Source organism: Micromonospora sp. WMMD1274 (genome assembly GCF_049179035.1).
GTDB lineage: Bacteria > Actinomycetota > Actinomycetes > Mycobacteriales > Micromonosporaceae > Micromonospora > Micromonospora tulbaghiae.
In genome coordinates, this window is the sequence record NZ_JBMHMG010000001.1 from 3,468,489 (window position 1) to 3,493,274 (window position 24,786).

At 73.1% G+C, this 24,786-nt stretch carries 23 protein-coding genes, 1 pseudogene and 1 riboswitch; of the genes and pseudogenes, 15 read left to right on the forward strand and 9 right to left on the reverse strand.

Features of this window, described 5'->3' with window-relative positions; translation table 11 throughout:
* Positions 1-91: 91 nt before the first annotated feature.
* Positions 92-1,957: a hypothetical protein gene (locus ACN27D_RS16345; protein WP_421499416.1), complete on the reverse strand. Its 1,866-nt coding sequence runs from the start codon at positions 1,955-1,957 to the stop codon at positions 92-94.
* Positions 1,958-2,066: 109 nt separating this feature from the next.
* The gene (locus ACN27D_RS16350; protein WP_421499417.1) at positions 2,067-3,707 is read right to left on the reverse strand and encodes an NlpC/P60 family protein; all 1,641 of its coding nucleotides are present in this window, start codon (positions 3,705-3,707) and stop codon (positions 2,067-2,069) included.
* Positions 3,708-3,929: 222 nt separating this feature from the next.
* Between ACN27D_RS16350 and mqnE the strand changes: the two genes are divergently transcribed.
* Genes mqnE through ACN27D_RS16365 form a run of 3 tightly spaced genes read left to right on the forward strand, consistent with a single transcriptional unit; the run spans position 3,930 to position 5,834 of the window.
* The gene (gene mqnE, locus ACN27D_RS16355; RefSeq protein ID WP_421499418.1) at positions 3,930-5,099 is read left to right on the forward strand and encodes an aminofutalosine synthase MqnE; all 1,170 of its coding nucleotides are present in this window, start codon (positions 3,930-3,932) and stop codon (positions 5,097-5,099) included.
* Positions 5,100-5,106: 7 nt separating this feature from the next.
* Entirely contained in the window at positions 5,107-5,535 is a 429-nt protein-coding gene (locus ACN27D_RS16360; protein ID WP_120572109.1) for a hypothetical protein, read from the forward strand.
* A 26-nt stretch (positions 5,536-5,561) separates the two neighbouring features.
* On the forward strand, positions 5,562-5,834 hold the full coding sequence (locus ACN27D_RS16365) for a DUF4229 domain-containing protein (protein ID WP_091414468.1): 273 nt from the start codon (positions 5,562-5,564) through the stop codon (positions 5,832-5,834).
* Positions 5,835-5,906: 72 nt separating this feature from the next.
* Here the strand turns inward: ACN27D_RS16365 and ACN27D_RS16370 are convergent, their stop codons facing one another.
* Positions 5,907-7,247, reverse strand: a complete 1,341-nt coding sequence (locus ACN27D_RS16370; RefSeq protein ID WP_121682971.1) for a C39 family peptidase — start codon at positions 7,245-7,247, stop codon at positions 5,907-5,909.
* A gap of 205 nt (positions 7,248-7,452) precedes the next feature.
* Here ACN27D_RS16370 and ACN27D_RS16375 point away from each other — a divergent pair.
* The 4 genes and pseudogenes from ACN27D_RS16375 to ACN27D_RS16390 form a co-directional block, all read left to right on the forward strand.
* A pseudogene (locus ACN27D_RS16375) lies at positions 7,453-8,775 on the forward strand (M14 family metallopeptidase); the annotation flags it as partial.
* 120 nt (positions 8,776-8,895) lie between these two features.
* A riboswitch (cobalamin riboswitch) is annotated at positions 8,896-8,989 on the forward strand.
* A gap of 106 nt (positions 8,990-9,095) precedes the next feature.
* On the forward strand, positions 9,096-10,028 hold the full coding sequence (locus ACN27D_RS16380; RefSeq protein WP_374538383.1) for an ABC transporter substrate-binding protein: 933 nt from the start codon (positions 9,096-9,098) through the stop codon (positions 10,026-10,028).
* A gap of 86 nt (positions 10,029-10,114) precedes the next feature.
* The gene (locus tag ACN27D_RS16385; RefSeq protein WP_374538386.1) at positions 10,115-11,197 is read left to right on the forward strand and encodes a FecCD family ABC transporter permease; all 1,083 of its coding nucleotides are present in this window, start codon (positions 10,115-10,117) and stop codon (positions 11,195-11,197) included.
* Positions 11,194-11,973, forward strand: coding sequence for an ABC transporter ATP-binding protein (locus ACN27D_RS16390; protein WP_120572105.1), 780 nt, complete (start codon positions 11,194-11,196; stop codon positions 11,971-11,973). Before ACN27D_RS16385 ends, ACN27D_RS16390 begins: the two co-directional genes overlap by 4 nt.
* A 339-nt stretch (positions 11,974-12,312) precedes the next feature.
* Here ACN27D_RS16390 and ACN27D_RS16395 read toward each other — a convergent pair whose 3' ends face one another.
* The 3 genes from ACN27D_RS16395 to ACN27D_RS16405 all read right to left on the reverse strand — a co-directional run bounded on the left by ACN27D_RS16395 (position 12,313) and on the right by ACN27D_RS16405 (position 14,800).
* On the reverse strand, positions 12,313-13,071 hold the full coding sequence (locus ACN27D_RS16395) for a VOC family protein (protein WP_120572104.1): 759 nt from the start codon (positions 13,069-13,071) through the stop codon (positions 12,313-12,315).
* 94 nt (positions 13,072-13,165) lie between these two features.
* The gene (locus ACN27D_RS16400; RefSeq protein ID WP_421499419.1) at positions 13,166-13,903 is read right to left on the reverse strand and encodes an ABC transporter permease; all 738 of its coding nucleotides are present in this window, start codon (positions 13,901-13,903) and stop codon (positions 13,166-13,168) included.
* Positions 13,904-13,912: 9 nt separating this feature from the next.
* Positions 13,913-14,800, reverse strand: a complete 888-nt coding sequence (locus tag ACN27D_RS16405; protein WP_120572102.1) for an ABC transporter ATP-binding protein — start codon at positions 14,798-14,800, stop codon at positions 13,913-13,915.
* Positions 14,801-14,948: 148 nt separating this feature from the next.
* On the opposite strand from ACN27D_RS16405, the gene ACN27D_RS16410 reads away from it, so the two are divergent.
* Genes ACN27D_RS16410 through ACN27D_RS16425 form a run of 4 tightly spaced genes read left to right on the forward strand, consistent with a single transcriptional unit; the run spans position 14,949 to position 17,173 of the window.
* On the forward strand, positions 14,949-15,269 hold the full coding sequence (locus ACN27D_RS16410) for a type VII secretion target (RefSeq protein ID WP_120572101.1): 321 nt from the start codon (positions 14,949-14,951) through the stop codon (positions 15,267-15,269).
* A 10-nt stretch (positions 15,270-15,279) separates the two neighbouring features.
* Positions 15,280-16,206, forward strand: coding sequence for a WXG100 family type VII secretion target (locus tag ACN27D_RS16415; protein ID WP_421499420.1), 927 nt, complete (start codon positions 15,280-15,282; stop codon positions 16,204-16,206).
* Between the two features lie 9 nt (positions 16,207-16,215).
* Positions 16,216-16,569, forward strand: coding sequence for a YbaB/EbfC family nucleoid-associated protein (locus ACN27D_RS16420; protein ID WP_120572099.1), 354 nt, complete (start codon positions 16,216-16,218; stop codon positions 16,567-16,569).
* A 4-nt stretch (positions 16,570-16,573) separates the two neighbouring features.
* A complete protein-coding gene (locus ACN27D_RS16425; RefSeq protein ID WP_421499421.1) occupies positions 16,574-17,173 on the forward strand; it encodes a hypothetical protein in 600 nt (199 codons plus the stop codon).
* A gap of 39 nt (positions 17,174-17,212) precedes the next feature.
* Here ACN27D_RS16425 and ACN27D_RS16430 read toward each other — a convergent pair whose 3' ends face one another.
* Positions 17,213-19,258: a HelD family protein gene (locus tag ACN27D_RS16430; RefSeq protein ID WP_421499422.1), complete on the reverse strand. Its 2,046-nt coding sequence runs from the start codon at positions 19,256-19,258 to the stop codon at positions 17,213-17,215.
* A 345-nt stretch (positions 19,259-19,603) separates the two neighbouring features.
* Between ACN27D_RS16430 and ACN27D_RS16435 the strand changes: the two genes are divergently transcribed.
* From ACN27D_RS16435 to ACN27D_RS16450, 4 genes are all read left to right on the forward strand, one after another.
* The gene (locus ACN27D_RS16435) at positions 19,604-19,924 is read left to right on the forward strand and encodes a helix-turn-helix domain-containing protein (RefSeq protein ID WP_120572095.1); all 321 of its coding nucleotides are present in this window, start codon (positions 19,604-19,606) and stop codon (positions 19,922-19,924) included.
* A 55-nt stretch (positions 19,925-19,979) separates the two neighbouring features.
* Positions 19,980-20,561, forward strand: a complete 582-nt coding sequence (locus ACN27D_RS16440; RefSeq protein ID WP_120572094.1) for an ArsR/SmtB family transcription factor — start codon at positions 19,980-19,982, stop codon at positions 20,559-20,561.
* A gap of 40 nt (positions 20,562-20,601) precedes the next feature.
* Positions 20,602-21,855, forward strand: a complete 1,254-nt coding sequence (locus tag ACN27D_RS16445) for an MFS transporter (RefSeq protein ID WP_421499423.1) — start codon at positions 20,602-20,604, stop codon at positions 21,853-21,855.
* Between the two features lie 68 nt (positions 21,856-21,923).
* The gene (locus tag ACN27D_RS16450; RefSeq protein WP_120572092.1) at positions 21,924-22,775 is read left to right on the forward strand and encodes a menaquinone biosynthetic enzyme MqnA/MqnD family protein; all 852 of its coding nucleotides are present in this window, start codon (positions 21,924-21,926) and stop codon (positions 22,773-22,775) included.
* Between the two features lie 33 nt (positions 22,776-22,808).
* Here ACN27D_RS16450 and ACN27D_RS16455 read toward each other — a convergent pair whose 3' ends face one another.
* Complete coding sequence (locus ACN27D_RS16455) at positions 22,809-23,747, reverse strand: hypothetical protein (RefSeq protein WP_421499424.1); 939 nt, start codon at positions 23,745-23,747, stop codon at positions 22,809-22,811.
* A complete protein-coding gene (locus tag ACN27D_RS16460; RefSeq protein WP_120572090.1) occupies positions 23,747-24,727 on the reverse strand; it encodes a hypothetical protein in 981 nt (326 codons plus the stop codon). The genes ACN27D_RS16455 and ACN27D_RS16460 overlap by 1 nt, the downstream gene beginning before the upstream one ends.
* Between the last annotated feature and the right edge of the window lie 59 nt (positions 24,728-24,786).

Sequence of the window (24,786 nt, forward strand, 5' to 3'; positions counted from 1 at the left end):
GCGCGCCGGGTCAATGATCAGAGACAAGTGTACGGCGCATCGACGACTCCGCCACGGCAACGCGAGACCGTAGTGGGCGGGCTCACCCCTGTCACTCGATGAGCATGGTCCCGGTCAGTCCGCTCAGCGCGTCGTTGGCCAGGAAGACCACGAGCAGGCTGATCGCGATGAGCATGATCAGCGCGACCGCCAGCACGATGACCACCTTGGTGTTGCCGCCCCGGGCCGCCGGGCTCTCCTCGGACCAGCCCTGGGCCAGGATGTGCCCGGTCAGCGATCCGGAGTTCTCCAGCGGGTTGCCCTGCGGGAACGACACGGTGGCGAAACCCGGCCCGTCGGTCCCGCCGTACGCGGCGGTGGCGAGATCCGGATCGGCGGGCTGCGGGCGTACCGGACGGGTCGTGTCGGCGTCGCGGCCGGGCGTGGCCGGCGGCGGCCAGGTCGGCAGCGCCGGGGCCGGCACCACGGGCGGCGGCGGTGCCGACACGGGTGCGGCGGCCCACGACGGCAGCGCACCGTCCGGCGGGCCGGCCGGCGGCGACAGGGGCGTGGCCGGCGGCACGACGGGCGCGGCCGGCGGCGACAGCGGCGCGGCCGGCGGCGACAGCGGCGCGGCCGGCGGGCCCGGTACGGCGGCCCGCGCGGGCGGGAACGACGGGCCGGTCGCCGGGGCGGGGAACAGCGGCGCGGGCAGTGGGCCCGGCCCGCCGGTCATCGCCGGTGGCGGCGGGAACGGCGGTGCGGGCATCGGACCCGGCGGGGGCGGCGGCGGGGGTACGGGCGGACCCGGCGGCGGCACGGGCGGCCCGGGGACCGGTGGCACCGGCCCGGGCGTGGGCGTGGGCGTCGGCGGGGTGGGCGCGGGCGGCGTCGGCAGGGGTGGCGTGGGCCGGAGCGGGGGCTCCGGCTCGGGCACCGGCGGCGCGGGCGACGGCGGCGTGGGACCGGGCACCGGGGTCGGCGCCGGCTCGGGCTCCGGGCCGTTCGGCGCCGGGGGCTGCGCGGGCTCCGGCGGCTGGACCGGCTCCGGCGGTTCCGGGTTCACCGGTCCGGCCCGGTAGACAGTGGCGGCGGCGGGCGGCGCGGCCACCACGGAGGCGGCGACCTCCTCCGCGGAGACACGGCTCAGGCCGGGCACCGACGCGCTGGCCCGGGCGGGTGCGGGTCCGGCCTGCTCGGCGGGCGGGGAAGCGCCGGTGAGCGGGGCGGGGCGGTCGGCGGAGGCAGGTGCCGAGCCGGCGGACCCGACCGGCAGGGAGTCGGCGGACCCGACCGGCGGTACGTCGCCGGACGTGACCGGCGGCGCGCCTGCGGACCCGGCCGACGCTGCGGTGACGGGCGGCGGAGACTCGCCGGAACCGGCTGCCGAGCTCTCGGCGGCGGAGGAGGCTCCGGAGCCGTCGTGCGGCTCGGAGGCGGCGTCCGCCTGCCGGGCCGGCGCGGCGTCGCGGTCCGCCGGGCCGGCGGCGTCGGCGGGCACTGCGGCGTCCGCTGCCGCCGGGTCCACGGCTGGGGCGGAAGGAGCAGGTACGGGCACGCGTGCGGACCCGGAGACGCGGGGAGCCGGGATGGCCGCCGGAGCGCTGCCGGGCGTACCCGGGGAGGCGTCGCCGTCCGCCGCCGGCGCGGCGGCGGGCTGGGGTGTCGCCGGGCGGTCGGCCACGGCGAAGGCGGACCAGCTGGACGGCGGCACCGTGGCGCCGGGCAGGCGCCGGTCCAGCGGCGGTGGGGTGTCCGCCGGGGTGCCCGCCCGGTACGTCGTGGGACCGGCCTGCGGAAGCGGCTGCTCGTCACCGGCGGGCGGCGGCACTGCCGAACCGGCGACCGACACGCGCGCCCGGGCGACGGCTACCGGCCCGGGTGAGGCCGAACCGCGGTCGTCGTCGCCGGCCGGGTCGGCGGGGCCGGGCGTCGGTCCCGGGTGGACCTTCTCCGCCGGAACGTCCTGCTCGCCCATCTCGCCCCTCCGCACCCACGCTCGCCTCCAGCCGTGGCGCCGACCGGAAGTGCCTGGATCTCACCGTGCCATATTCCGGCCCGGGAGCACAGCCGGAGTGGCGGTTGGGTCAGTCCGCGCTGCTGCTCGGGCTGGCGGAGCCGCTGCCGGCCGTGCTGCTCGACGGGGCGGCGCTGCTGCTGCTCGGCGCGGCGCTGCTGGTGTCCGGCTCGGCGCTGGCGCTCTGGCTCGGCGTCGGGTCGGGCGAGTCGGTCGGGCTCGGCGGCGGCGTGCTGGGCGCGGGGCTGGACGTCGTCGGCTTCGGCGTCGGCGTGGTGGGCTTCGGCGTGGTCGGCGTCGGCTTGGGCGTGGTCGACGGCTTCGGCGTGGTGGGCGTCGGCTTGGGGGTCGTCGACGGCTTCGGCGGGGTGGCCGGCACGGTCGGCGGCGGCGCCGGGGTGGCCGGGGCGGGTACGGCGCCGATCACCCGGGTCGCGGCGTAGAGCCGGGACCAGCGGACCACCGAGATCTTGACGACGTCGCCGGTCCGCGGCGCCTCCACCATCTTGCCGTTGCCGATGTACATGGCGACGTGGTGGACGCTGGTCCAGCTGCTGCCCGAGGCGAAGAACAGCAGGTCACCGGGGAGCAGGGCGTTCGGCGAGACGGTGCGGGAACGGGTGGCGAAGTACTGGTCCTTGGCGACGCGGGGCAGGCCCCGGTAGCCGGCCGCCTGGTAGGAGGCGAGCATCAGGCCGGAGCAGTCGAACCGGTCCGGGCCCTCGGCGGCCCACAGGTAGGGGTCACCGAGCTGGGCGAGGGCGTAGCGCACGGCGGCGAGCGCCCGCGGGTCCGCCACCAGGCCGTCGATGCCCTGGTCGACCACGTACGAGGTGCCGAGCCGCTGCTCGGCGGCGTCGGCCAGGCGCTCGATCTCCAGGAGCTTGGCCGCGTTCTCCTTGCGCAGCGCGACGAGCGCGGTCTCCTGCTTGCGCAGGTCGGCCTCGGCGCGGGTGAACTCGGCGGCCTTCTCGGTCGCCCGCCGCTGGGCCGACTCGTGCGCCTCCCGCGCTATCTGCTCGGCGCTCGTGGCACGGAGGAGTTCGCCGGTCACCGACGTGGTGGCGCCCTCGGCCTTGTCGCCCCGGGTGATGCGCTGGAGGTTGGCGAACTCCCGCAGGCTGGCGCCGAACTCGCCCGGCGGCAGCGCCGCGTCGGCCTTGACCGCGTCGGCGGCGGCGCTCTTGGCGTTGTCCTGGGCGCGGCGGAGCGCGTCCACCGCCTCGGTGAGCCGGGCGGCGGACTGGGTCAGCTCGGTCTGTGCGGCGTCCCGCTCGGTCTTGATCCGGAGCAGTTCCTCGCCCAGCAGGGTGACCCGGGCGTCGAGCTGGTTGATCTGGGCGATCAGTGGGCCGTCGGCCGGGTTGGTCACGCCGGTGGTGGCACCCGCGCCGGGCAGGCCCGGGACGGTGACACCGGGCAGACCCGGGACGGTGCCGGGGAGGCCGGGGACGGTGCCCGGCACGCCGGGAACGGTGCCGGGCACGCCACGGACGCCGCCGGACGAGCCGGGCAGTTGCAGGGGGCCGGTGACCTGGGGCCGGGAGCCGGTGTCGGGCACGACGTCGGGCAGCGGGTCGGCCCATGCGGGTGTGGCGAGCGCTGCGGCCGCGACCGCCCCCAGGAGGGCGGACCAGAGCGCCGGGCGCAGGATCGGTGAGATCACCGGCTGCCGTCCTCGTCGCCGTCGGGCCTTGGTGCTGTGAGCCATACCGCTCCCCGTCCGGTCTGGGGTCCGTCACGCGTGCTTGGGGCGTGTCGGGACAGGACGGCCCTGGTGTGTGTTCCGCCCCACCCTGTCTTACCTCACCGGTGCGACGATGTCGATGTGCGGAGCGTGACGACCGGTGAACCGGCGCGACCACGTCGGCGGCCGGTCGGGCCCGCGACGTACGCTCGATCGGGAACCCAGGTGGAAGGACGTGGCTTTCGGATGGACGCCGGACTCAAGCGCGAACTCGAGGCGAAGGTGTACGCGGGGGAGCGGCTGACCCGCGAGGACGGCATCGCCCTCTACGACAGCGACGACCTGACCTGGCTGGGCCGGCTGGCCCACCACAGGCGTACGGAACTCAACGGCGACCGGGTGATGTTCAACGTCAACCGGCACCTGAACCTGACGAACGTCTGCTCGGCGTCGTGCGCGTACTGCTCGTTCCAGCGCAAGCCGGGCGAGAAGGACGCCTACACGATGCGTATCGACGAGGCGGTCCGCAAGGCCAAGGAGATGGAGGACGAGCAGCTCACCGAGCTGCACATCGTCAACGGCCTGCACCCGACGCTGCCCTGGCGCTACTACCCGAAGGTGCTGCGCGAGCTGAAGGCCGCGCTGCCGAAGGTCAACCTCAAGGCGTTCACCGCGACCGAGGTGCAGTGGTTCGAGAAGATCAGCGGGCTCAGCGCCGACGCGATCCTCGACGAGCTGATGGACGCCGGCCTGGAGTCGCTCACCGGCGGTGGCGCGGAGATCTTCGACTGGGAGGTCCGGCAGCACATCGTCGACCACAACTGCCACTGGGAGGACTGGTCGCGCATCCACCGGCTGGCCCACTCGAAGGGCATGAAGACGCCGTCGACCATGCTCTACGGCCACATCGAGGAGCCCCGGCACCGGGTCGACCACGTGCTGCGGCTGCGTGAGCTGCAGGACGAGACCGGCGGTTTCCAGGTCTTCATCCCGCTGCGCTACCAGCACGACTTCGTCGACTCGGCGGACGGCAAGATCCGTAACCGGATCCAGGCCCGGACCACGATGGCCTCGCCGGCCGAGTCGCTCAAGACGTTCGCGGTCTCCCGGCTGCTGTTCGACAACGTGCCGCACGTCAAGTGCTTCTGGGTCATGCACGGGCTGTCGGTCGCGCAGCTCTCGCTGAACTTCGGCGTCGACGACCTGGACGGCTCGGTCGTGGAATACAAGATCACCCACGACGCCGACTCGTACGGCACGCCGAACACCATGCACCGCGACGACCTGCTGCACATGATCTGGGACGCCGGATTCCGTCCGGTCGAGCGGAACACCCGCTACGAGATCGTCCGCGAGTACGACGGTCCGCCGTCGCTGGCGGAGCGCCGGTCCGAGCCGCAGCAGGTCTGGGCCTGACCTGGCGATGAGCGACGAGGAACAGCAGCGCGGCTTTCCCCGGCGCGACGCCGAGGGGCGCATCCTCACCCTCGGTGACCTGCTCGGGGTGAGCCTCGCCGGCCTGGTCATCGGGGTGCTGGCGCTGCTGGTCTTCGAGTTCGCGTTCGCCACGGTGGGCGACAGCGGCTTCGGGGGTACGAACGGCTGGCTCGCGGTGATCCTGCCGCTCTGGCTGTTCTGGGACGAGTTCCGGGCCTGGGAGTTCGGGGCTGCCCGGGTGGTGGCCGCGCTGGCCGGGCTCGGGCTCGGCGTCGTCGCCGGTCTGCTGGTCGCGGGCCTGGCCTCCGGGCTGCCCGCACTGTTCACCGGCGCGTCGGCCGCGGCGGTGTTCACCGTGGTCTACGCCGTCATCTGGTTTCATGGCGTGCACTGGCTGGCCCGGCGTACGGGCTGAGGCACGGAGAGAGTGGGAATGCGGGAATGAGCGCGGCGGTCAAGTACACGCTGGGCCGGGTCGGGCTGTTCGTCGCCGTGCTGGCAGCCCTCTGGTTCGTCGAGATGAACATGTTCCTGCGGCTGATGGTGGCGCTGATCTCCTCGGCCGCGCTGTCGTTCTTCCTGCTGCGCAACTGGCGGGACGAGATGGCCGGGGAGATGGCGGAGGCGTCGGAGCGGCGTCGCGCCGAGAAGGACCGGCTGCGTACCGCGCTCGCGGGCGAGGACGAGCCGGACGCCGAGCGCCGCGACGGCTGAGCGGACGAACGAGAGGGCCCGGCGCCGGAGATGGCGCCGGGCCCCTCGCCGTTCATCGGTCGGCCGAGCCGCTCACCAGTTGGTCGAGCCCGGGACGACCGGCCACGGCCGGTCGGCCGGCTTGATCAGGTACGCGATGCCGCCGGAGCCGGAGGCCACGGTGCCGTTGGCCCGGTAGCGCTTGGTGCGCAGCCAGATCTGCTCGAACTGCTCCCGCTTGTAGACGTTGCGGACCGCGTCGTTGGACGAGGACGCCGGGTCGTTGACGATCACGTCGCCGTCGGCGGTGAAGCCGACGATCACGAACAGGTGCCCGGAGGTGCCGTAGTTGGCCCCGTCCAGCTCGCTGGCGAGGAACGACTGCGAGGTCACCACCGGGATGCCCGCCCTGATGAAGCGTTCCGCCTCGTCCAGCGAGTGCAGCCGGGTGACCCGCGCCTCCAGGCCGGGGAAGCTCGACGCGTACGCGGTGTTGAACGGCCAGTTGCCGGCGCCCTCGTACTCGTAGTCGTAGGTCATCCGGGCGGCGTGGTCGACAGTCGGGTCGGGGTAGGTGGGGTCGACCCAGGAGGTGTCCTCGGCCGAGGGCTTGCGACCCCAGTACTCGACCACCATCTCCGTCGAGGTGGGCGAGCACCACGCCTCACCGCCGCCGTCGTACTCGGGGTACTCGCCGATGTGGATGTTCTGCGAGTAGCGCGGCACGGCCAGCTCGGTGCCCCAGGCGATGCCGCCCCGGCTCGGGGTGACGGTGAACCGGTCCGGCACGTTCGACGCCATCGCGCCGACCATCCGGACCTGCGGCGCGGCGGCCTGACCGGGCGCGCGGTAGAGCGTCAGCCGCAGCTGGTACGAGCGCAGCAGCACCCCGGCGTCGGCGTCGTCGATCGAGAACGTGTCGGTCCAGATGCTCGACCACGGGTCGCCCTGGCCGTCCAGCGTGGAGCGCTTGATGTCCTGGTCGCCGGAGGCCCAGCGGCCCATGACGTACCACGGGGTCTGCGCCCCGGTGTTGTACGTGCCGTGCAGCTCGACCTGGATCCAGGTGCCGGCCGGGGTGGCGGCGTTCCACGACGCGACCATCTCGGTGGCGTCGAAGCCGATCCGCCGCTCCGGCGAGGTCCAGGTGGCGTACTCCCAGGTGCGGGTCGTGCCGGTGTGCTCGTCGGTGAACTCGGTGGTGCCCGCCGGGCGGTCGATGGTCAGCGCCGGGTGGCGGCCCGGTACGGCGCGGGTGCCCTGGTGGGTGCCGGTACGCCAGTCGGGGAAGCGGGAGAACTCCTGAAAGGTGATCTGTTCGTCGTGTGTGACGCCCGGTCGCGCGGCTTGCGCCTGGACCGGTGCGCTCGTGGCGAGGAGGGTGAGCGCGGTGAGGCCGGCGAGGGCGGCCGCGCGCATGGGTCGTCCGAACATGGCAGCTCCACAGGGAGACGGCATCGTTGCCGTTCACTGTCGCGCCTGGCGGGAAGTTTCGCCAGATGTTCAGGCATAGAAAATCATTGCCGAAGTGACGATCAGGTCGGGATGGCTAAAGAGAGAGACAGATATTGATATGACCATGTGTCTCCTGGTGGAGTGTGCGGACAACGGGATCTCCCGTACCCCCAGGAGGTTGTCCATGGCCTTCCGCACCTCTCCGCTCCGCCGCCGGCTGGCGCTCGCCGCCGCCGTCGGCCTGACCATCGTCCTCACCGCGGCCGCCGCGCCCGCCGTGGCCCGGCCCGCGCCGGAAGGCTCCGGTGAGCCGGCCACCGTCGCCTACCGGGTGCTCGGCCCGCGTACGGCGGCCGACCGCACCGCCGTCGCCTCCACCGGCGCCGCGATCGACTACTCCGAGCACGGCGTGCTGCACGTCACGGCGACCAAGGCCGAGGCCAACGCGATCACCCGGCTCGGATTCCGGCTCGAGAAGGACGTCGCGCCGGAGCACACCCACGCCGACGGGGGCATGACCGCGAACGCGTTCCCGCCGGCCGACTCGAACTACCACGACTACGCCGAGCTGACCGCCGTGGTGAACAAGGTGGTCGCCGACCACCCGACGATCGCCCGCAAGCTCAGCATCGGCACGTCGTACCAGGGCCGGGACCTGATGGCGGTGAAGATCTCAGACAACGTCGCCACCGACGAGGCCGAGCCGGAGATCCTGTTCAACGCCCAGCAGCACGCCCGTGAGCACCTGACCGTGGAGATGGCGATCTACCTGCTCAACCTCTTCACCGACAACTACGGCAGCGACTCCCGGATCACCGGCATCGTCAACTCCCGGGAGATCTGGATCGTCCCCACCGTCAACCCGGACGGCAGCGAGTACGACATCGCCACCGGCTCCTACCGCTCCTGGCGCAAGAACCGGCAGCCCAACAGCGGTTCGACAGCCATCGGCACCGACCTGAACCGCAACTGGGCCTACCAGTGGGGCTGCTGCGGCGGCTCGTCCGGCACCAAGTCGTCGGACACCTACCGCGGCCCGTCCGCCTTCTCCGCCCCGGAGACCGCGGCGCTGCGCAACTTCGTCAACAGCCGGGTCGTCGGCGGGGTGCAGCAGATCAAGGCCAACATCGACTTCCACACCTACTCGCAGCTGGTGCTCTGGCCGTACGGGTACACGTACAACAACACCGCCACCGGGATGAACGCCGACCAGTACAACACCTTCGCCACCATCGGGCGGCAGATGGCGGCGACGAACAACTACACCCCGGAACAGTCGAGCGACCTCTACATCGCCGACGGCACCAGCATCGACTGGATGTGGGGCGCCCACAAGATCTGGGCGTACACCTTCGAGATGTACCCCGGCTCGGCCTCCGGCGGCGGCTTCTACCCGCCGGACGAGGTGATCCCGGCGCAGACCTCACGCAACCGGGAGGCCGTGCTGATCCTGTCCGAGTACGCCGACTGCCCGTACCGGGCGATCGGAAAGCAGAGCCAGTACTGCTGACCTCACCACCGGGTGGGAACCCCGGTTCCACCCCCGCCGGGGTTCCCACCCACCCCCACCGTCCGGACGATCTCCGCTGGTCGTGCGCTACCGTGGCACCGACCGTGCCACAGCGAAGCCGGTGTGAAACCGGCGCTGTCCCGCAACTGTGATGCCCCGTACGCGCGGCGCCGGCCTTCCGCCGGCGCCGACGGACGTGGGACGAGCCAGGTCGCCTGAGGCCCGGTCGCGACACGCGCTCTCGAGGAAGGGCGCCTCGCGGACGGGCCTTTCCCCTGTCGGCGAAGCACCACACTCCTCGACCGACAGGAGGCCCCATGTCCAGACGTACCCCCCGGCTCTTCGCCACCGCGCTCGCGGCCGGCGTGCTGCTTCTCGGCGGCTGCGCCGAGAAGACCTCGACCGACACCCCCGCCGCCGGCGGCTCCGGCGGCGCGTTCCCGGCCACCGTCGGCAAGCTGACGCTGGAGAAGCGGCCCGAGAAGATCGTCTCGCTCTCGCCGACCTCCACCGAGATGCTCTTCGCCATCGGTGCCGGCAAGCAGGTCACCGCCGTCGACGACCAGTCGAACTACCCGGCCGAGGCGCCCCGCACCGACCTGTCCGGCTACCAGCCGAACGCCGAGGCGGTCGCCTCCCGGAACCCCGACCTGGTGGTGATCTCGGACAACCTCAACAAGATCGCCGACCAGCTCGTCGCGCTGAAGATCCCGGTCCTCCAGATCCCCGCCGCGGCCACGCTCGACGACACGTACCGGCAGCTCACCGACCTGGGCACGCTCACCGGCCACCGGTCCGAGGCGGACGCCGTGGTGCAGAAGATGAAGGACGACATCACCGCGCTGACCAAGGACCTGCCGAAGCGTACGGAGAAGCCGACCTACTACCACGAGCTGGGCCCGGAGCTGTACACGGCGACCAGCAAGACGTTCATCGGCACCATCTACGCGCTCGCCGGCCTGGAGAACATCGCCGACGCGTCCGACGCCGACGGGAAGAACGGCGGCTACCCGCAGCTCTCCCAGGAGGTCATCGTCAAGGCGAACCCCGACTTCGTCTTCCTCTCCGACACCAAGTGCTGCAAGCAGAGCGCCGACACGGTGAAGGCGCGCAGCGGGTGGTCCGGCATCACGGCCGTGAAGAACAACCAGATCGTGGAGCTGGACGACGACATCGCCTCGCGCTGGGGCCCGCGCGTGGTCGACCTGCTCAAGGTGATCGTCGACGCCACCGCCAAGGTCCCGGCCTGACCGTGGCCGTACGACAGGCGGACTCCGCCCCTCGCCCGGCCGGGACGCCCGACGCGTCCCGGCCGGGTGCCCGGCTGCCCCGGCCCCTGCGGCGTGGGTCGCGCGGCGCGGCCGGCGCCCCGATCCGGCCCGCCGGGCTGCGCAAGCGCTGGCTGCTCGCCGGTGTCGTGGCGGTGCTCGTCGCGCTGGTCGCGGGCGTCTCCCTCGGCCCGGTCAGCCTGCCGCCCGGCAGCGTCGCGGCCGAACTGCTCAACCTGCTGCCCGGCGTGCACCTGGACAGCGGGCTCACCGAGCGGGAAGTCGCGATCATCACCGAGCTGCGGCTGCCGCGGGTCGTGCTCGGCCTGCTCGTCGGCGCGCTCCTCGCCCTGGCCGGCGGCTGCTACCAGGGCGTCTTCCGCAACCCGCTGGCCGACCCGTACCTGCTCGGCGTGGCGGCCGGAGCCGGATTCGCGGTCACCGCGGCGATCGTCCTCGGCGCCGGGGCGGGCGGGGCGCTGACCGGGCTGCCGATCACCATTCCGCTGGCCGCGTTCGTCGGGTCGCTCGGCGCGGTCGTGCTGACGTACCTCCTCGGCGCGGCCGGCGGGCGGGACCGATCACCCGCCACACTGATCCTGGCCGGCGTGGCGGTCTCCGCGTTCTTCGCCGCCGGGCAGACGTACCTGCTGCAACAGCACTCCGACAACATCCAGCAGGTCTACTCCTGGCTGCTCGGACGGCTGGCCACCGCCGGCTGGCACGACGTGTGGCTGGTCCTGCCGTACTTCGTGCTCACCTCCGTGGTGGTGCTGCTGCACCGGCGCGAGCTGGACGTGCTCTCCGTCGGCGACGACGAGGCCGCCGGTCTCGGCCTGCACCCGCAGCGCTCCCGCTACCTGCTGATCGCCGCCGCGTCGCTGGGCACCGCCGCCGCCGTGTCCGCGTCCGGGCTGATCGGCTTCGTCGGCATCATCGTGCCGCACACCATGCGGCTGCTCGCCGGTTCCAGCCACCGCGTGATCCTGCCGCTGTCGATGCTGTTCGGCGGCGCGTTCCTGGCCCTGACCGATGTGGTCGCCCGGACCGCCGCCGCACCCGCCGAGATCCCGATCGGCGTGGTCACCGCGCTGCTCGGCGGCCCGTTCTTCGTGCTGGTCCTGCGTACCGCCCGCCGGGTGGCGATGTGAACGCCCCCGCGGTGCGCGTCCACGACCTGCGGGTCGCCCTCGGCGGCACCCCGATCCTGGCGGGCGTCGACCTCACGGTCGCCGCCGGCGAGTGGGTCACCGTGATCGGACCCAACGGCGCCGGCAAGTCCACCCTGTTGCGCGCCGTCGGCGGCCTGCTCACCGGCCCGGGCGAGGTGGCCCTCTTCGGTACGCCGATCGGCGCGCTGCGCCGACGCGACCGCGCCCGGATCGTGGCCACCGTGGCGCAGTCCCCGGTCGTACCGATCGGCATGTCGGTGTTCGACTACGCGCTGCTCGGACGCACGCCGTACATCCCGCCGCTGGGCCGCGAGTCGGCCGCCGACCTGGCCGCCGTGCACGAGGTGCTGGACCGGCTCGACCTCGGCCCGTTCGCCCACCGCGAGCTGGCTACGCTCTCCGGCGGCGAACGGCAGCGCGTCTTCCTGGCCCGGGCGCTGGCCCAGGGCGCCACCCTGCTGCTGCTCGACGAGCCGACGAGCGCGCTGGACATCGGGCACCAGCAGGAGGTGCTGGAACTGGTCGACCAGCTCCGCCGCGCGCACGGCCTGACGGTGCTCGCCACCATGCACGACCTCTCCATCGCCGGCGAGTACGCCGACCGCCTGGTCCTGCTCGCCGACGGCCGGGTGGCCGCCGCCGGCCCGCCCGAGGACGTGCTGACGGAGGAGCTGCTGGCCCGCCACTACCGAGCCCACATCCGGGTGATACCAGGCGACCACGGCCCTTTGGTAGTCCCCGTCCGCCCAACCTGACCCGTCCCGCCCTCACCCCGCCCCCTCCTCCCCGGTCGATCTTGCACCTTCCGCCCCGGCAAAAGGCGCATAAACCACGCCTGAAGGGCCGCACCTGCAAGATCGGCGGAGGGGTCCGGCTGCCGGGGTGGCAGGTAGATCTTGGTACGAAATGGCCCTCCTGGGGGCCGTTCCGTACCAAGATCTCGACCGTTCCCGCCCCGCCGCGTCGATCTTGGACTTTCGGCCCGGGTAAAAGGTGCGTATGCCCCACCATGAGGGCCGCAGCTGCAAGATCGGCGGGGCGAGGCGGGGGCGGAGGGGGCGGGGCGGAGCGGGCGAGGGTGGGGGCGGGCGGGGTCAGCGGAGGGTGGAGATGGAGAAGAGGGCGCCGGACGGGTCGCGTAGGGCGGCGCTGCGGCCGGCCGGGTTGTCGCGCGGCGGGACGAGGATGGTGCCGCCCAGCTCGGCGGCCCGGGCGGCGGTGGCGTCGGCGTCCTCCACCGCGAAGTAGACCGCCCAGTACGCGGGCAGATCCGCCGGCATCGGCTCGGCCCGGGGCAGCATCCCGGCGACGATCCGGGCCCCGCAGCGCCACCCGGTGTACGCGACCGGTCCGGCCGGACGCTCCTCCGGATGCCAGCCGAAGACCAGCGCGTAGAACTCCTTCGCACTGTCGGGGTCGGGGGTGACCAGCTCGTTCCAGCACATCGCACCCGGTGCGTTGTACAGCTCGGCCCCGCGCATCGCCATCGGCTGCCACACGCTGAACACCGCGCCGGCCGGGTCGGCGAGCACCGCCATCCGGCCCTGCTGGGCGACGTCGAACGGGGAGACGACGACCTGCCCGCCGGCCGCCTCGACCCGGGTGGCGACCAGGTCGGCGTCGTCGGTCGCCACGTACGTGGACCAGACCGGTACCTGGTCCGGCGTGCCGGGTGGGCCGGCCCCGGCGACCGCCTTGCCGTCCTTGCGGAAGACGGTGTAGCCGCCGGCGTCCGGTTCGGGGGAGATCTCCCCGGTCCAGCCGAACAGCTCGGGGTAGAACCGTCGTGCGTCGTCCAGACCGGGCGTGGCCAGGTCGGTCCAGCAGGGCGTGCCGGGCTCGACGCCGTTCACGGTGACCCCTCTCGCCGGGGGCGGCTCCGCTCGCCCGCCCTGTCGGCATCGTGGCACCGCCGGGTCGGCCACCGGGCCGGAACCGGACAAAAGGTCAGCTGAAGCGGCGGCCCTCGTCCCGCCGGTACGCCCAGCCGGCCGCTGCGGCGAGCACGAGCACCCAGACCGCGAGCATCACCAGCGCGCGGGTGTCCGGCCGGAAGTCGGTGACCGCCGCCCAGAGCAGTTCCACGGCGCCCCGGGTCGGCAGGTAGGGGGCGATCGCCTTGATGAAGCCGGGCGCGTCGTCCGGCCCGGAGAGCAGGCCGCCGCCGAACGCGAGCGGGAAGAAGATCACCTGCGCCACCACGATCGCGGCCTTGCTCGGCAGCGAGTAGCCGATCGTCAGGCCGAGCAGCGTGAACGGCACCGAGATCACGGCGACCGCGCCGAGCCCGAGCAGGAACTGGAGCGCGCCGACCCGCGCCTCGGTGGCGACCGCCGCGATCACCACCACCGGGATCATCGACACGTACGTCAGCACCAGCCCGGCCAGGATCCGCCCGGCCAGCCGCGGTGCCGATCCGGCCGGCAGCGTCCGGGTGTACGGGTTCCAGGGCTGGTCGCGGTCCTCGGCGACGCCCACGCCGTACTGGAAGATGTTGGCGCTCATCACCGCGAAGGTCACCATGGCGGCGGTGGCGTAGGTGGCGCCGGTCGGGTCGTCGCCGGCGAACGGCACCACGAAGAACAGCATGGCGGCGGCGGGGAAGAACGCGCTGCCGACCACAGCCACCGGGATCCGGATGATCTCCAGGAGCTGGTAGCGGGCGTGGACGAGGGCGAGCGGCACGGCGGTCTCCTAGACGGGGGTGGGCGCGGGCCGGTCGTCGGCCGTGATGGCGAGGAACGCCTCCTCCAGCGAGGTGGGCCGGACCTCCAGGTCGCGGAACGCCACCCCGGCGGTGACCAGGTCGCGGACGAGCTGGTCGGCGTCGGTGGTGAGCAGGTGCACCCGCCCGTCGGCGCGTTCGGTGGCGACCACTCCCGGCAGCGCCGGCAGGTCGTCGGCGACCAGGCTGACCCGGCGTACGCCGACGATCCCGCGGATCGCCGCCACCGAGTCGTCGGCGAGCACCCGCCCGTGGCCGATCACCACCACCCGCTGCGCGAGCGCCTCCACCTCCTCCAGGTAGTGGCTGCTCAGCAGCACGGTGCCGCCGTCGGCGTGGAAGCCGCGGATCGCGTCCCAGAGCGCGTGTCGCGCCTCCACGTCGAGGCCGGTGGTCGGCTCGTCGAGCACCACCAGCCGGGGACGGCCGACGAACGCCAGCGCCACGGCGAGCCGGCGACGCTGCCCGCCGGAGAGACCACCGGTCTGCCGGCGTACCTGGTCGGCGAGGCCGAACCGGTCGAGCAGCTCGCCGCGCGGCACCGGGTCGGGGAAGTGCGCGGAGACGAAGTCGACCACCTCGCCGACCCGCAGCGTGCCGGGCAGGCCGGTCTCCTGCGGGGTGACGCCGAGCTGCCGCCGGCTCGCCGGGTCGCGCGGGTCGCCGCCGCACAGCTCGACCCGGCCGGCGGTGGGGCGGCGCAGCCCGACCAGCAGGTTGATCAGCGTGCTCTTGCCGGCGCCGTTCGGGCCGAGCAGGCCGACCAGCTCCCCGGACCGGACGGTCAGGTCGACCCGGTCCAGTGCCAGCACCTCGCCGTAGCGGCGGCTGACCTGTTCGGCGCGGGCCAGGATCATCGGCGATCTCCTCCGGCGGGGGACGGTGCATCCCCTGTCTACCGTGCGTGCGCCGGCCGCGGTGTCCCCTGACCGGGTGCTCGTATCCCCTAGTCTGGTGGCGCCGTCGACGACGGTGGAAGTTCCAACCGGACACTGGGGAGGGTCCGTGACCAGTCCGAGCAGGAATCTCGACGTCCAGCCGGAGGCGCTGACGGCGTTCGCCGCCGCCTCCCGGGACCGGGCCGGCCGGTTCCGTGAGCTGCACCGGGCGTTCCGCGACGGCCACGTGGCCCGGCACTCCTTCGGCGTGATGCCCGCCTCGTTCAGCCTCGCCGCCGCGTACGAGCAGCAGTTCGAGGCGTGCCTGGAAGGGCTGGCGGACGGCGCCGAGGTGATGGCCGACATCGCCGAAGGGCTCGACGACACCGCGGACGCCTACACCGGTACGGACGTGGCGAACACCGACATGTTCAAGCCAGGCGTCTGAGGGGGGCGGGATGAGCACCGAGGCGCTGCAGCGCAACAAGACCTACTTCGAGCAGATCGTGTCGGGCACGCCCGACCCGTTCAAGCCGCTGTCGAACGCGGTGCTGTGGCCGTTCGAGCAGCTCCTGGAACTGGTCGCCGGTGAGCCGGACGACCTGATGCGGGCGGCCCAGCTCGCGCTGACCACGGGCGAGGCGGTCCGGCGGATCGCGGGGGACCAGGTCGCTGACCGGGCCCGGCTGCGCGGCGCCTGGGACGGCGACGCGGCGGACAAGTTCCACGCCTCGATGGAGTCGGTCGAGGAGGCGATCGAGGAGCTGGCGAAAGGGCTGGACGGCACCAAGGAGGTGCTGGTCGACGCGGCGAACGCCGCTGTGGACGCCTTCAACCTGCTGGTGGAGCTGATTCTGGAGTTCCTGCTCTGGTTCCTGACCGAGGTCATCATCGCCGCGGTGGCGGCTGTGCTGAGCGCCGGTGTGACACTGGCGGCCACAGTGGTGCGCGTGCTGGCCCGGCTGGCCACCACCGTCGGCCGCATGGTCAAGATCGTGGCCCGGTTCGCGGAGATCCTCACCAAGCTGGTCACCAAGCTGGAGAAGGTCGCCGAGTTGCTCATGCGCTACCGCCGGGTGGTGCTGGAGCTGCGGCAGGCCAAGAAGGCGTACCGGGCGTGGAACAAGTCCGGCTACACCAAGGAGGCGTTCGCGTTCAAGATCAAACGCGCTGCGATCCTCTTCCCCGGCAAGTTCGCCATCAACCAGGCGTCCCCGGTGAACATCCCCGGCATCGGCGGCGCCCTGCTCGACACCGGGATGGGCCTGCACGACGTCTCCGACGGGCGCAAGGACCGCAACTACCTGGTGGACGGCACGTACCGCGAGGATCTGGGCCCGTACACCAAGGGCGTGCAGAACGTGTTCGACTCGATCGTGAACTGAGAGGCAGCAATGACGTTCCCGGCCCTGGACCGGATCGAGGCGCTGGCCCGCAACCTGGACGGGTGGCAGCGCGAACTCGGCGCGCGGATGGCCGAGCTGGAGCAGAGCAGCGCCCAGGGGGTGAGCGACTCCGGCCTGGTCACCGTCGTGGCCGCCGCCGACGGCAAGATCCTCTCCACCGACATCAACGCGCGTGCCATGCGCTTCGACTCGTACACGCTCGCCGAGGAGATCACCTCGGCGGCGAACCGGGCGCAGGAGGCCGCCGCCGCCCGCGTACGCGAGATCGTCGGCGAGGTGATGGGCGACGCCCCGGCCGCGGAGCGCCGCGCCGACGACGGCTACGGCCACGACCGATACTGAGCCGATGGACGAGACCAGATACCGCGACCCGATCGACCGGCTCGTCGAGCCGGGCGAGCGCGTGCTGGCCCACGCCAAGGCGGACGTCGGCCAGGGGCTCGCTCCGGCGCCACCGCCCGAGCCGGAGTCCACAGTCGCGCCGGGCTGGCGGACGGTCGGCTCGGTGCTGCTCAACGTGCTGCTGCCACTGGCCACCTGGGACCGTGGCGATCGCCTGGTCGACGCGATCGGCTGGGGGATCGCCGGGCGCGGCGCCCCCGGCTCGGCCGCCTCCCGCCTGCACCGCGCGCTCCGTCCGCCCCGGCCCGACCTCCAGGTCCGGGAGACGCTGCTCGCGGTCACCGACCGGCGGTTGCTGGTCTGCCGTACCGGCGGGGTCAAGCTGCTGGCCGGGCGCGAGGCCGAGGAACGCGCGCTGGCCGAGACCTCGGTGGCGTGGTCGGCCACCCGGGCGGAGATCGCCTCCGCGCGGGTGGGCTGGCACCGGCTCAACCCGAAGCGGCTGCGGATCGACTTCACCGACGGTTCCTGGCTGTCGTTCACCGTGCCGATCGCCGACTCCGGCCGGCCGCTGCGCGAGGTCGCCGCCGCGTTGTCCGCCTGACCGGCCCCGCTTCCCGGCGACCCCGCCGGTCCGCCCGGGTCAGGCCGTCAGCGGCTCCGGCAGCGGCTCGCTGTGCAGCACGGCCAGGCGGGAGACCGCCCGGGTCAGCACCACGTAGAGGCGGTGCAGCCCGCGCGGCTCGGCGGCCACGATCGCGGCCGGCTCGACGACCACCACGTGGTCGTACTCCAGGCCCTTGACCAGCGTCGCCGGGACCACTGTGACGCGCGCCGCGGCCTCGACGTCGTCGGCGGTCGCGGTCTCGACGCCCGCGTCGGCGAGCGCCGCGCGGAGCCGGTCGACCGCGTCGTCGGCGGCGATCACACCGACCGAGCCGTCGTGCGCGAGCGCCGCCCGCACCTCGGCCACCGTCGCGGCCGTCAGGTCGTCGGCGGTACGCACGTCCAGCGCGCCGTCGTTGCGCAGCGACCGGGCCGGGGGTACGTCGACGGCGAGCGCCGGCAGCAGCCGGTTCGCGAACGCCACCACCGCGGCCGGAACCCGGAAGCCCACACTCAGCGGCACCACGGCGGCGTCCGGCTTGCCCAGGTGGGCCAGGGATTCCCGCCAGTCGGTCGCCGCCCACGGCGCGGTGCCCTGCGCCAGGTCGCCGAGCAGCGTGATCGAGCCGTGCTCGCTGCGCCGGGCGATGGCGCGGCACTGCATCGGGGAGAGGTCCTGCGCCTCGTCGACCACCACGTGCCCGAAGCCGGCGGGCCGTTCCAGCAGCCCGGCCACCTCGTCGATGAGCACCGCGTCGGCGGCGGTCCACCGGGTCGCCTTCGCGGTGCGGGCGACAGTGCCGGACCGGAACAACTCCTGTTCCTCGGGCGTGAGCAGGCCGTCCGCGGCGGCGGCCAGCGCGTCCGCGTCGGTACGCAGCCGGTGCAGCAGCCCGTCGGGCGTGAGCGCCGGCCAGACCGCGTCGAGCAGGTCGGTGACCGGCTTGATCCGGCTCATCCGGCGCAGCCAGGCGTCGCTCGGCGACTCCGCCCGGCGGGCCTCGGCCTGGCGTTGCAGCAGTCCCACCACCCGTGCCCGGACCCGCTCCCGGCCGGTCGCGTAGGGCAGCCCCTCCTGGCGGGTCTCGGTGACCAGCCGGTGCAGCGGGTCGAGCCCGATCCGCCACCGGTACGAGCCGTCCGACACCATGATCGGCTCGGTCGGCGTACCGATGTGGGCGTCGACGGCCCGGCGCAGCACCTCGGCCATCCGGACGTCGTGCTTGAGCGCGGCGGCGGCCGGGTCGTCGACCGCGCGGACCGGCACGCGCGCGACCAGGTCCTCCACAGTGGCCTGCTCGACCTCGACCTCGCCGAGCGCGGGCAGCACCGCCGCGATGTACGACAGGAACGCCCGGTTCGGCCCGACGATCAGCACGCCCGAGCGGCGCAGCCGTTCCCGGTGCAGATAGAGCAGGTACGCGGCGCGGTGCAGCCCGACCGCCGTCTTTCCGGTGCCCGGCGCGCCCTGCACGCAGATCGAGTCGGCCAGGTCGGCCCGGACCAGCTCGTCCTGCTCCGGCTGGATGGTGGCGACGATGTCGCGCATCGGGCCGACGCGGGGGCGCTCGATCTCGGCGGTGAGGATGCGGCTCGCGGCGCCGAGTTCCTCGCCCCGGTCGAGGTGCTCGTCCTCGAAGCTGGTCAGCGTCCCGGCGCTGAACCCGAACCGGCGGCGTACGGCGACACCCTGCGGGTCGCGCGCGCTGGCCCGGTAGAACGACCGCGAGACCGGGGCGCGCCAGTCCAGCACCAGCGGTTCGCCCAGCTCGTCGGTGACGTGCCGCCGCCCGACGTGGTACTCCCGCCCGGCGTGGTCCGGGTCCGCCTCCCCGAAGTCGAGGCGGCCGAAGAACAGCGGGGTGGTCGGGTCGTCGGCCAGCTCCTTGACCCGCCGGGCCATGTGCCGGCCGAGCTGCTCGGCGGTGTACGAGTCACCGGCCACCTTGTCGCCGGTGGCGAAGAGCGCCTGGGCGCGTTCCCGCATCCGGGTCAGCGCGGCGCGGGAGGCGTAGAGGTGGGCGCGCTCGGCGGCCAGCTCGGCGTCGAGGCCGGGTGTGGCGTCAAGATCGGTTGCGGGCACGATGAACTCCGATGGCTCAACTGAGGCTCGCTCGCGTGTCCAGGGCGGTTGGCCTGCTCCCGGCGCGGGGACGTCCGCTGCGGTGCATGCTCACCGCGGCCGTCGGGCGGTCCTCCACGCTACGGGAGCACCGCAGGTCGCGCCAACGAATTTCGTGGTGGCAGGCGATTCGCTCGACCCACCTCCGTCTTAAGAATATTATTAAGTCCGGAGGTGGGGATGGATTGGGAGATCCATGACCGGGCAGGTGGAGGAGCTGCGGCCCCCGTCAGCGGGGCGCACCGAGATCAGGATTCTGTTCGTCTTCGATCCTTGGCGTTCGGCGGTGCTGCAGGAGGAGAGCCGATGAGCGGCGTCAAGCGCTGGCGGGACACCACGCACCTGGACCGCGCGATCGACACGGCCGGCGGACCGCGCGCGTTCGAGGCCGAGGTCGGGGAGATGCTCGATCATGCTCGCGGGTGGCGGCTCGCCGAGCTGCGCAAGCGGCGGGAGATGACCCAGGAGCAGGTGGCGTCGAGGATGGGTGTCTCGGTCGCCCGGGTCTCACAGATCGAGGCGGGCAACGTCGCGACCCAGGAGGTGCTCGCGCGCTACATCGGCGCGCTCGGTGGCACCCTCAAACTGATCGCCGACTTCGGTGACGAGCAGCTCAAGGTCGCCTGATCCGATGGGTTCCACCGCTGGATCCCGGCGTCCGCGGACGCGGGATCATTGAGGTATGACCGAGGCGCTTCCCGGCAGGAGCCGGGTGACGATCAGTGATCCGCAGGTGATGCGGGCGCTCGCTCACCCGGCCCGCATGGCGATCATGGAACATCTCGGCACGCTGGAGGGCGGTGCGACGGCCACCGAGTGCGCCGAGATCGCCGGGCTGTCGCCGAGCGCTACCAGCTACCACCTGCGCGAGTTGGCGAAGTTCGGGCTGGTCCGGCAGGCGCCGGGCCGGGGTGACGCCCGGGAGCGGGTGTGGCAGGCGGTGAACCCGTCGTATCACGTCGAGGTGGGGCCGGACGCCGACCCGGAGGCGCGTGCCGCCGAGGCGGCCCTGGTCGAGGCGCACATGGTTCGTGACGCCCAGCGGGTCCGGGAGTGGTTGCGCCGCGCGCCGGACGAGTCGCCGGAGTGGTACGCGGCGACCTGGTTCAGCGACAGCGTGCTGCTCATGACCGCCGAGGAGCTGACCGAGCTGAACCAGGCGGTCCAGGCGCTGATGGAGCCGTACCGGCGGCGGACCCGGACCGATCCGCCCGCCGGGGCCCGGCCGGTGGCGACGCAGTACCGGGCGATGCCTCTCGACTGACGGGTTGCGCACACCATTTGTGAAGGATTACTTTCGAAGTATGTCTTTCACAACTGGTGAGTCGCGCTGGCCGGACGTCTGGCTCGCGGCCACCGCGCGCGGCATCTCCAGCTGCGGAGACTTCCTCGCCGCCGCCACGCTCACGCTCGCGCTCCAGTCCGCCGGCGCCGGCGGACTCGCCGTCTCCGGGCTGCTGCTCGCCGCGACGCTCCCGCTCGTGGTGCTCGCGCCGCTGACCGGCCGGCTCGCCGACCGGGTGGACAGCCGGGTGCTGCTCGTCGCCGCCGGTCTCGTCCAGGCCGCGGTCTGCCTGGCGCTCGCGTACGCCCGGGACCCGGTCCTGGTGATCGCGCTCGTGGCGCTGCTCGCGGCCGGGCTCGCGGTCACCCAGCCGGCCATCGCCGCGCTGGTGCCGGTGATGGTCCGGCCCGAGGACCTGCCCCGGGCGGGCGCGCTCAACCAGACCGCCGGGACGCTCGGCGCGCTCGCCGGCCCGGCGCTGGCCGGGCTCCTGGTCGGGCAGTTCGGCACCCGGGTGCCGCTGCTCGTCGACGCGTTCAGTTACCTCGCGCTGGTGGCGGCCGGGCTGCTCATCCGTACCCGCAGGGGAGGGCGCCGGACGCCGGCCGGCGTCGCGGCGGCGGTCGCGCCACCGTGGCGGCTGCGCCGCGACCCGCTGCTGACGATGATGGTCGCCAGCGTGGCCGCGGTGGTCGGCGCGGTCGGCGCGGTGAACGTGATCGAGGTCTTCTTCATCCGGGAGACGCTCGGCAGCAGCACCACCGTGTACGGCCTGGTCACCGGCTCCTGGACGCTCGGCATCGTGCTCGGCGCGTGGCTGTTCGCCCGGGTCGCCCGCCGGCTCGCCGACGACGGCGCGCTGCTCGGCGCCGGGCTGGTGCTGCTCGGTGGCTGCTGCCTGGCGGTGCTGGTCTCGGCGGCGGTGCCGTCGGCCTGGCTGCTCGTGCCGATCTGGCTGCTGGGCGGCGTGGCCAACGGAGGCAACAACGTCTTCGACCAGTTGCTGCTGGCACGACGGGTGCCGGAGGCCGCCCGGGGCCGGGCGTTCGCGGTCTTCGGGGCGGCCGTTCAGGGCGCCGCGATGGGCGGCTACCTGGTGGGCGGCCTGCTGCTGGAGGTGGCCGGCCCGCGCGGGCTCGTCGCCGGCTGCGGCGTGGCCGGCCTGCTCGTGGTCGTGGCGCTGGCCTGGCCGGTGCGCCTGGCGGTACGCGCCGAGCGGGCCGCCGTCGCCCGCGCGGCCACGCCCGCCGCCGTCGCCGTGCCAGGCGGTTAGGTGCGGACTTCACCACTCGATCGGATCCCCCGGCGGCAAGGCCGGAGCCACGGCGATACGGTCGGGTCATGGCCGACCGCATCGCCCGCCCCCGCGTGGGGCACATCCAGTTCCTCAACTGCCTGCCCATCTACTGGGGGCTGATGCGGTCCGGCGCGCTCATCGACGTCGACCTGCACAAGGACTCGCCGGACCGGCTGAGCGCCGACCTGGTAGCCGGTGACCTGGACATCGGGCCGATCACGCTGGTGGAGTTCCTCAAGCACGCCGACGAACTGCTGCTCCTGCCCGACCTGGCGGTGGGCAGCGACGGGCCGGTGCTCTCGGTGAACGTGGTGTCCACCCGCCCGCTGGGCGAGCTGGACGGCGCCCGGGTGGCGCTCGGTTCCACCTCGCGTACCGGGGTGCTGCTGGCCCAGCTGCTGCTCGCCGAGCGGCACGGGGTGCGGCCGGAGTACTTCCGCTGCCCGCCGGACCTGACCCAGATGCTGCTGGAGGCCGACGCCGGGGTGCTCATCGGTGACGTGGCGCTGCGCGCGCTCTACGAGGCGCCGGCCAAGGGCCTCGAAGTGACCGACCTGGGGCAGGCGTGGCACGACTGGACCGGGCTGCCGATGGTGTTCGCCGTCTGGGCGGTACGCCGCGAGTTCGCCGCCGCCCACCCGGGCCTGGTCAAGGAGGTGCACGAGGCGTTCCTGCGCTCGCGCGACCTGTGCCTGGCCGAGCTGGACCAGGTGGCGGAGGCGGCGGCCCGCTGGGAGACGTTCGACGCGGCCACGCTCGCCACGTACTTCCGGGCGCTCGACTTCTCGCTGGGCGAGCGGCAGGTGGCCGGGCTGCGCGAGTTCGCCCGCCGGGCGGCCGCGTACGGGGAGGTGCCGGCGCTGCCGGCCGACGGCCCGGAGTTCTTCCAGGGCTGACCGCGCGCCGCGCGGCTCAGGGTGCCCGGCGGCTCAGGGTGCCGGGCGCAGCAGCGCCTTGGTGATCCGTTCGCAGGCGTCCATGCCGTACTCCCAGCCGCCCTCGACGCCGAACGGGGTGCGCAGCATCACGCCCATCGTCCAGGTGTCACCGATGGCCAGGCAGTTGACGTGGTACTCCTCTTCCTTGTCCCGGTCGATCCACCCGTTCTTGATGGCGATCTTCTTCTGCTGGGCCGCCGGGAACGCCTTGCGGATGCCGAAGTCGCCGGGAGCGCGTACCAGGCGCATCTCGTTGAGCAGCCACTTGGTCCACTTCGGCCCGGCCGCGCGGCCGTCGTCGATGCACTGACCGAGGCGGGCGGTGTCCCGGGGGGACAGCTCGGTACGGCTCCAGCCGCCGTCGGAGGCGACCTCGCTGTCGGTCAGCTTGCAGATCGAGATCAGCCGCTCGATCGAGTCCGAGCCGCCGACGTTCTCGTAGAACTCCTGCGCCCTGGTGTTGTCGCTGTCCCGGATGATCTTCGTGGCGTCGGCCAGCTTCGCGTCGCTCGGCGTCTTGCCGTCCTCGGCGCTCAGGCGCAGGTAGTCGGCCACCACCCAGGACTTGATCAGGGACGCGGTGGTGCTCGTCTCGCCCATGTTCGACGAGCCGATGATCTTCCCGGTGCGCTTGTCCAGCACGGACCAGCCGTACCAGCCCTTGATCTTGAGGCTGTCCAGGTTCTTCGCCTCAAACGGCAGAGGTTCGAGGGACCGTGAGGGGGCGACCCGCGGTTTCGCGTTGCGGTCGACAGTCTGCTGCGCCGACCGCTCGCTCGTCGGCCCGGGATGCGAGTTCGCGGTGGCCTCCAGCGGCGAGCCGGGGATCACGCGCAGGGAGAGGCCGAGCAGGCCGACGAGGACCGCAGCGAGGGCGCTGAACGCGAGCGGGCGCCGATAGCTGCCGGGCCGACGCCGGGCACCGGCCATCAGAGCTTCCCGACCGGCTGTTGCGGCACCTTGAGCGCGGCGCCGGGCAGCGGCGTCACGAGCTGGGTGGCGACGGCGGCGCACATCTTCGCACCGTACGGCAGACCGGAGCGGCCCGGGTACCGCATCATCACGGCGAGACTCCACTTGTCGGTGAACGCCAGGCAGCTGACGTGCCAGTTGCCGTCGTAGGCGAGCTGGGTCCAGCCGTTCTTCATGTGCACCGGACCCTGCGACTTGATCGTCGCCGGCAGGCCGTCGATGATGCCCCACCGGCCGCCGCCGGACCGCGCGCCCTGCTTGTTGACGCTGCCGGCCACCTTGGTCATCTCGCTGAGCAGCCACTTGGTCCACTTGGGCCCGGCGGCGCGGCCGTCGGCGATGCAGTCGCCGAGGCGGGCCGCGTCCCGCGGGGACATCTCGGTGAAGCTCCACCAGCCCTTGTAGTCGGGCACGTCGCCGGGCTTGGTGTCGGTCAGACCGCAGATCTGGATCGCGCGCGCGATGACCGGGTCCGGCTTGCCGCCGGGCTGGGGCCGGTAGGAGCCGCCCGCCGCCCGGTAGACCGCGTTCGCGCCGTCGTCGTCGCTGTCCCGGATCGCGAGGATCGCCGCCTTCTTCAGACCGGCACTCGGCTGCTTGTCGCCGAGCTGGCGAAGGTAGTCCGCGACGATCCAGGCCTTGAGCATCGACTCGGTGGAGCTGGTCTGGTTCATGTTCTCCGCGCCGGTGACCGTGCCGGTCTCGCGGTCCATCAGGGCCCAGGAGAAGAACTCGCCCTTGAAGTTCACCGACACCGGGGCGTCGGCGAGCGTCGGGGCCGCCGGCGCGGTCGGCGCCGGCGCCGGGACCTGCTCGCCGCCGCCGATGCCGCCCACGCCGTCTCCGTCGGAGAACTTCGCGTACGCGGCCGGCACCAGCATGACGCCGCCGATGAGGACCGCCACGATGGCGAGCACCAAGGTCACGCGAGGTCGCATGAGTGGTGAGCTCCAGATGTCTGGCCGGGGGGACCGGCGCTTCCGCATGGGTTCGACTC

Excerpts from the sequence above, each read along its gene's own strand:
- ACN27D_RS16345 (WP_421499416.1), bottom strand. The coding sequence starts at position 1,957 with ATGGGCGAGCAGGACGTTCCGGCGGAGAAGGTCCACCCGGGACCGACG.
- ACN27D_RS16350 (WP_421499417.1), bottom strand. The coding sequence starts at position 3,707 with ATGGCTCACAGCACCAAGGCCCGACGGCGACGAGGACGGCAGCCGGTG.
- mqnE (WP_421499418.1), top strand. The coding sequence starts at position 3,930 with ATGGACGCCGGACTCAAGCGCGAACTCGAGGCGAAGGTGTACGCGGGG.
- ACN27D_RS16360 (WP_120572109.1), top strand. The coding sequence starts at position 5,107 with ATGAGCGACGAGGAACAGCAGCGCGGCTTTCCCCGGCGCGACGCCGAG.
- ACN27D_RS16365 (WP_091414468.1), top strand. The coding sequence starts at position 5,562 with ATGAGCGCGGCGGTCAAGTACACGCTGGGCCGGGTCGGGCTGTTCGTC.
- ACN27D_RS16370 (WP_121682971.1), bottom strand. The coding sequence starts at position 7,247 with ATGTTCGGACGACCCATGCGCGCGGCCGCCCTCGCCGGCCTCACCGCG.
- ACN27D_RS16380 (WP_374538383.1), top strand. The coding sequence starts at position 9,096 with ATGTCCAGACGTACCCCCCGGCTCTTCGCCACCGCGCTCGCGGCCGGC.
- ACN27D_RS16405 (WP_120572102.1), bottom strand. The coding sequence starts at position 14,800 with ATGATCCTGGCCCGCGCCGAACAGGTCAGCCGCCGCTACGGCGAGGTG.
- ACN27D_RS16415 (WP_421499420.1), top strand. The coding sequence starts at position 15,280 with ATGAGCACCGAGGCGCTGCAGCGCAACAAGACCTACTTCGAGCAGATC.
- ACN27D_RS16420 (WP_120572099.1), top strand. The coding sequence starts at position 16,216 with ATGACGTTCCCGGCCCTGGACCGGATCGAGGCGCTGGCCCGCAACCTG.
- ACN27D_RS16425 (WP_421499421.1), top strand. The coding sequence starts at position 16,574 with ATGGACGAGACCAGATACCGCGACCCGATCGACCGGCTCGTCGAGCCG.
- ACN27D_RS16435 (WP_120572095.1), top strand. The coding sequence starts at position 19,604 with ATGAGCGGCGTCAAGCGCTGGCGGGACACCACGCACCTGGACCGCGCG.
- ACN27D_RS16440 (WP_120572094.1), top strand. The coding sequence starts at position 19,980 with ATGACCGAGGCGCTTCCCGGCAGGAGCCGGGTGACGATCAGTGATCCG.
- ACN27D_RS16445 (WP_421499423.1), top strand. The coding sequence starts at position 20,602 with ATGTCTTTCACAACTGGTGAGTCGCGCTGGCCGGACGTCTGGCTCGCG.
- ACN27D_RS16450 (WP_120572092.1), top strand. The coding sequence starts at position 21,924 with ATGGCCGACCGCATCGCCCGCCCCCGCGTGGGGCACATCCAGTTCCTC.
- ACN27D_RS16455 (WP_421499424.1), bottom strand. The coding sequence starts at position 23,747 with ATGGCCGGTGCCCGGCGTCGGCCCGGCAGCTATCGGCGCCCGCTCGCG.
- ACN27D_RS16460 (WP_120572090.1), bottom strand. The coding sequence starts at position 24,727 with ATGCGACCTCGCGTGACCTTGGTGCTCGCCATCGTGGCGGTCCTCATC.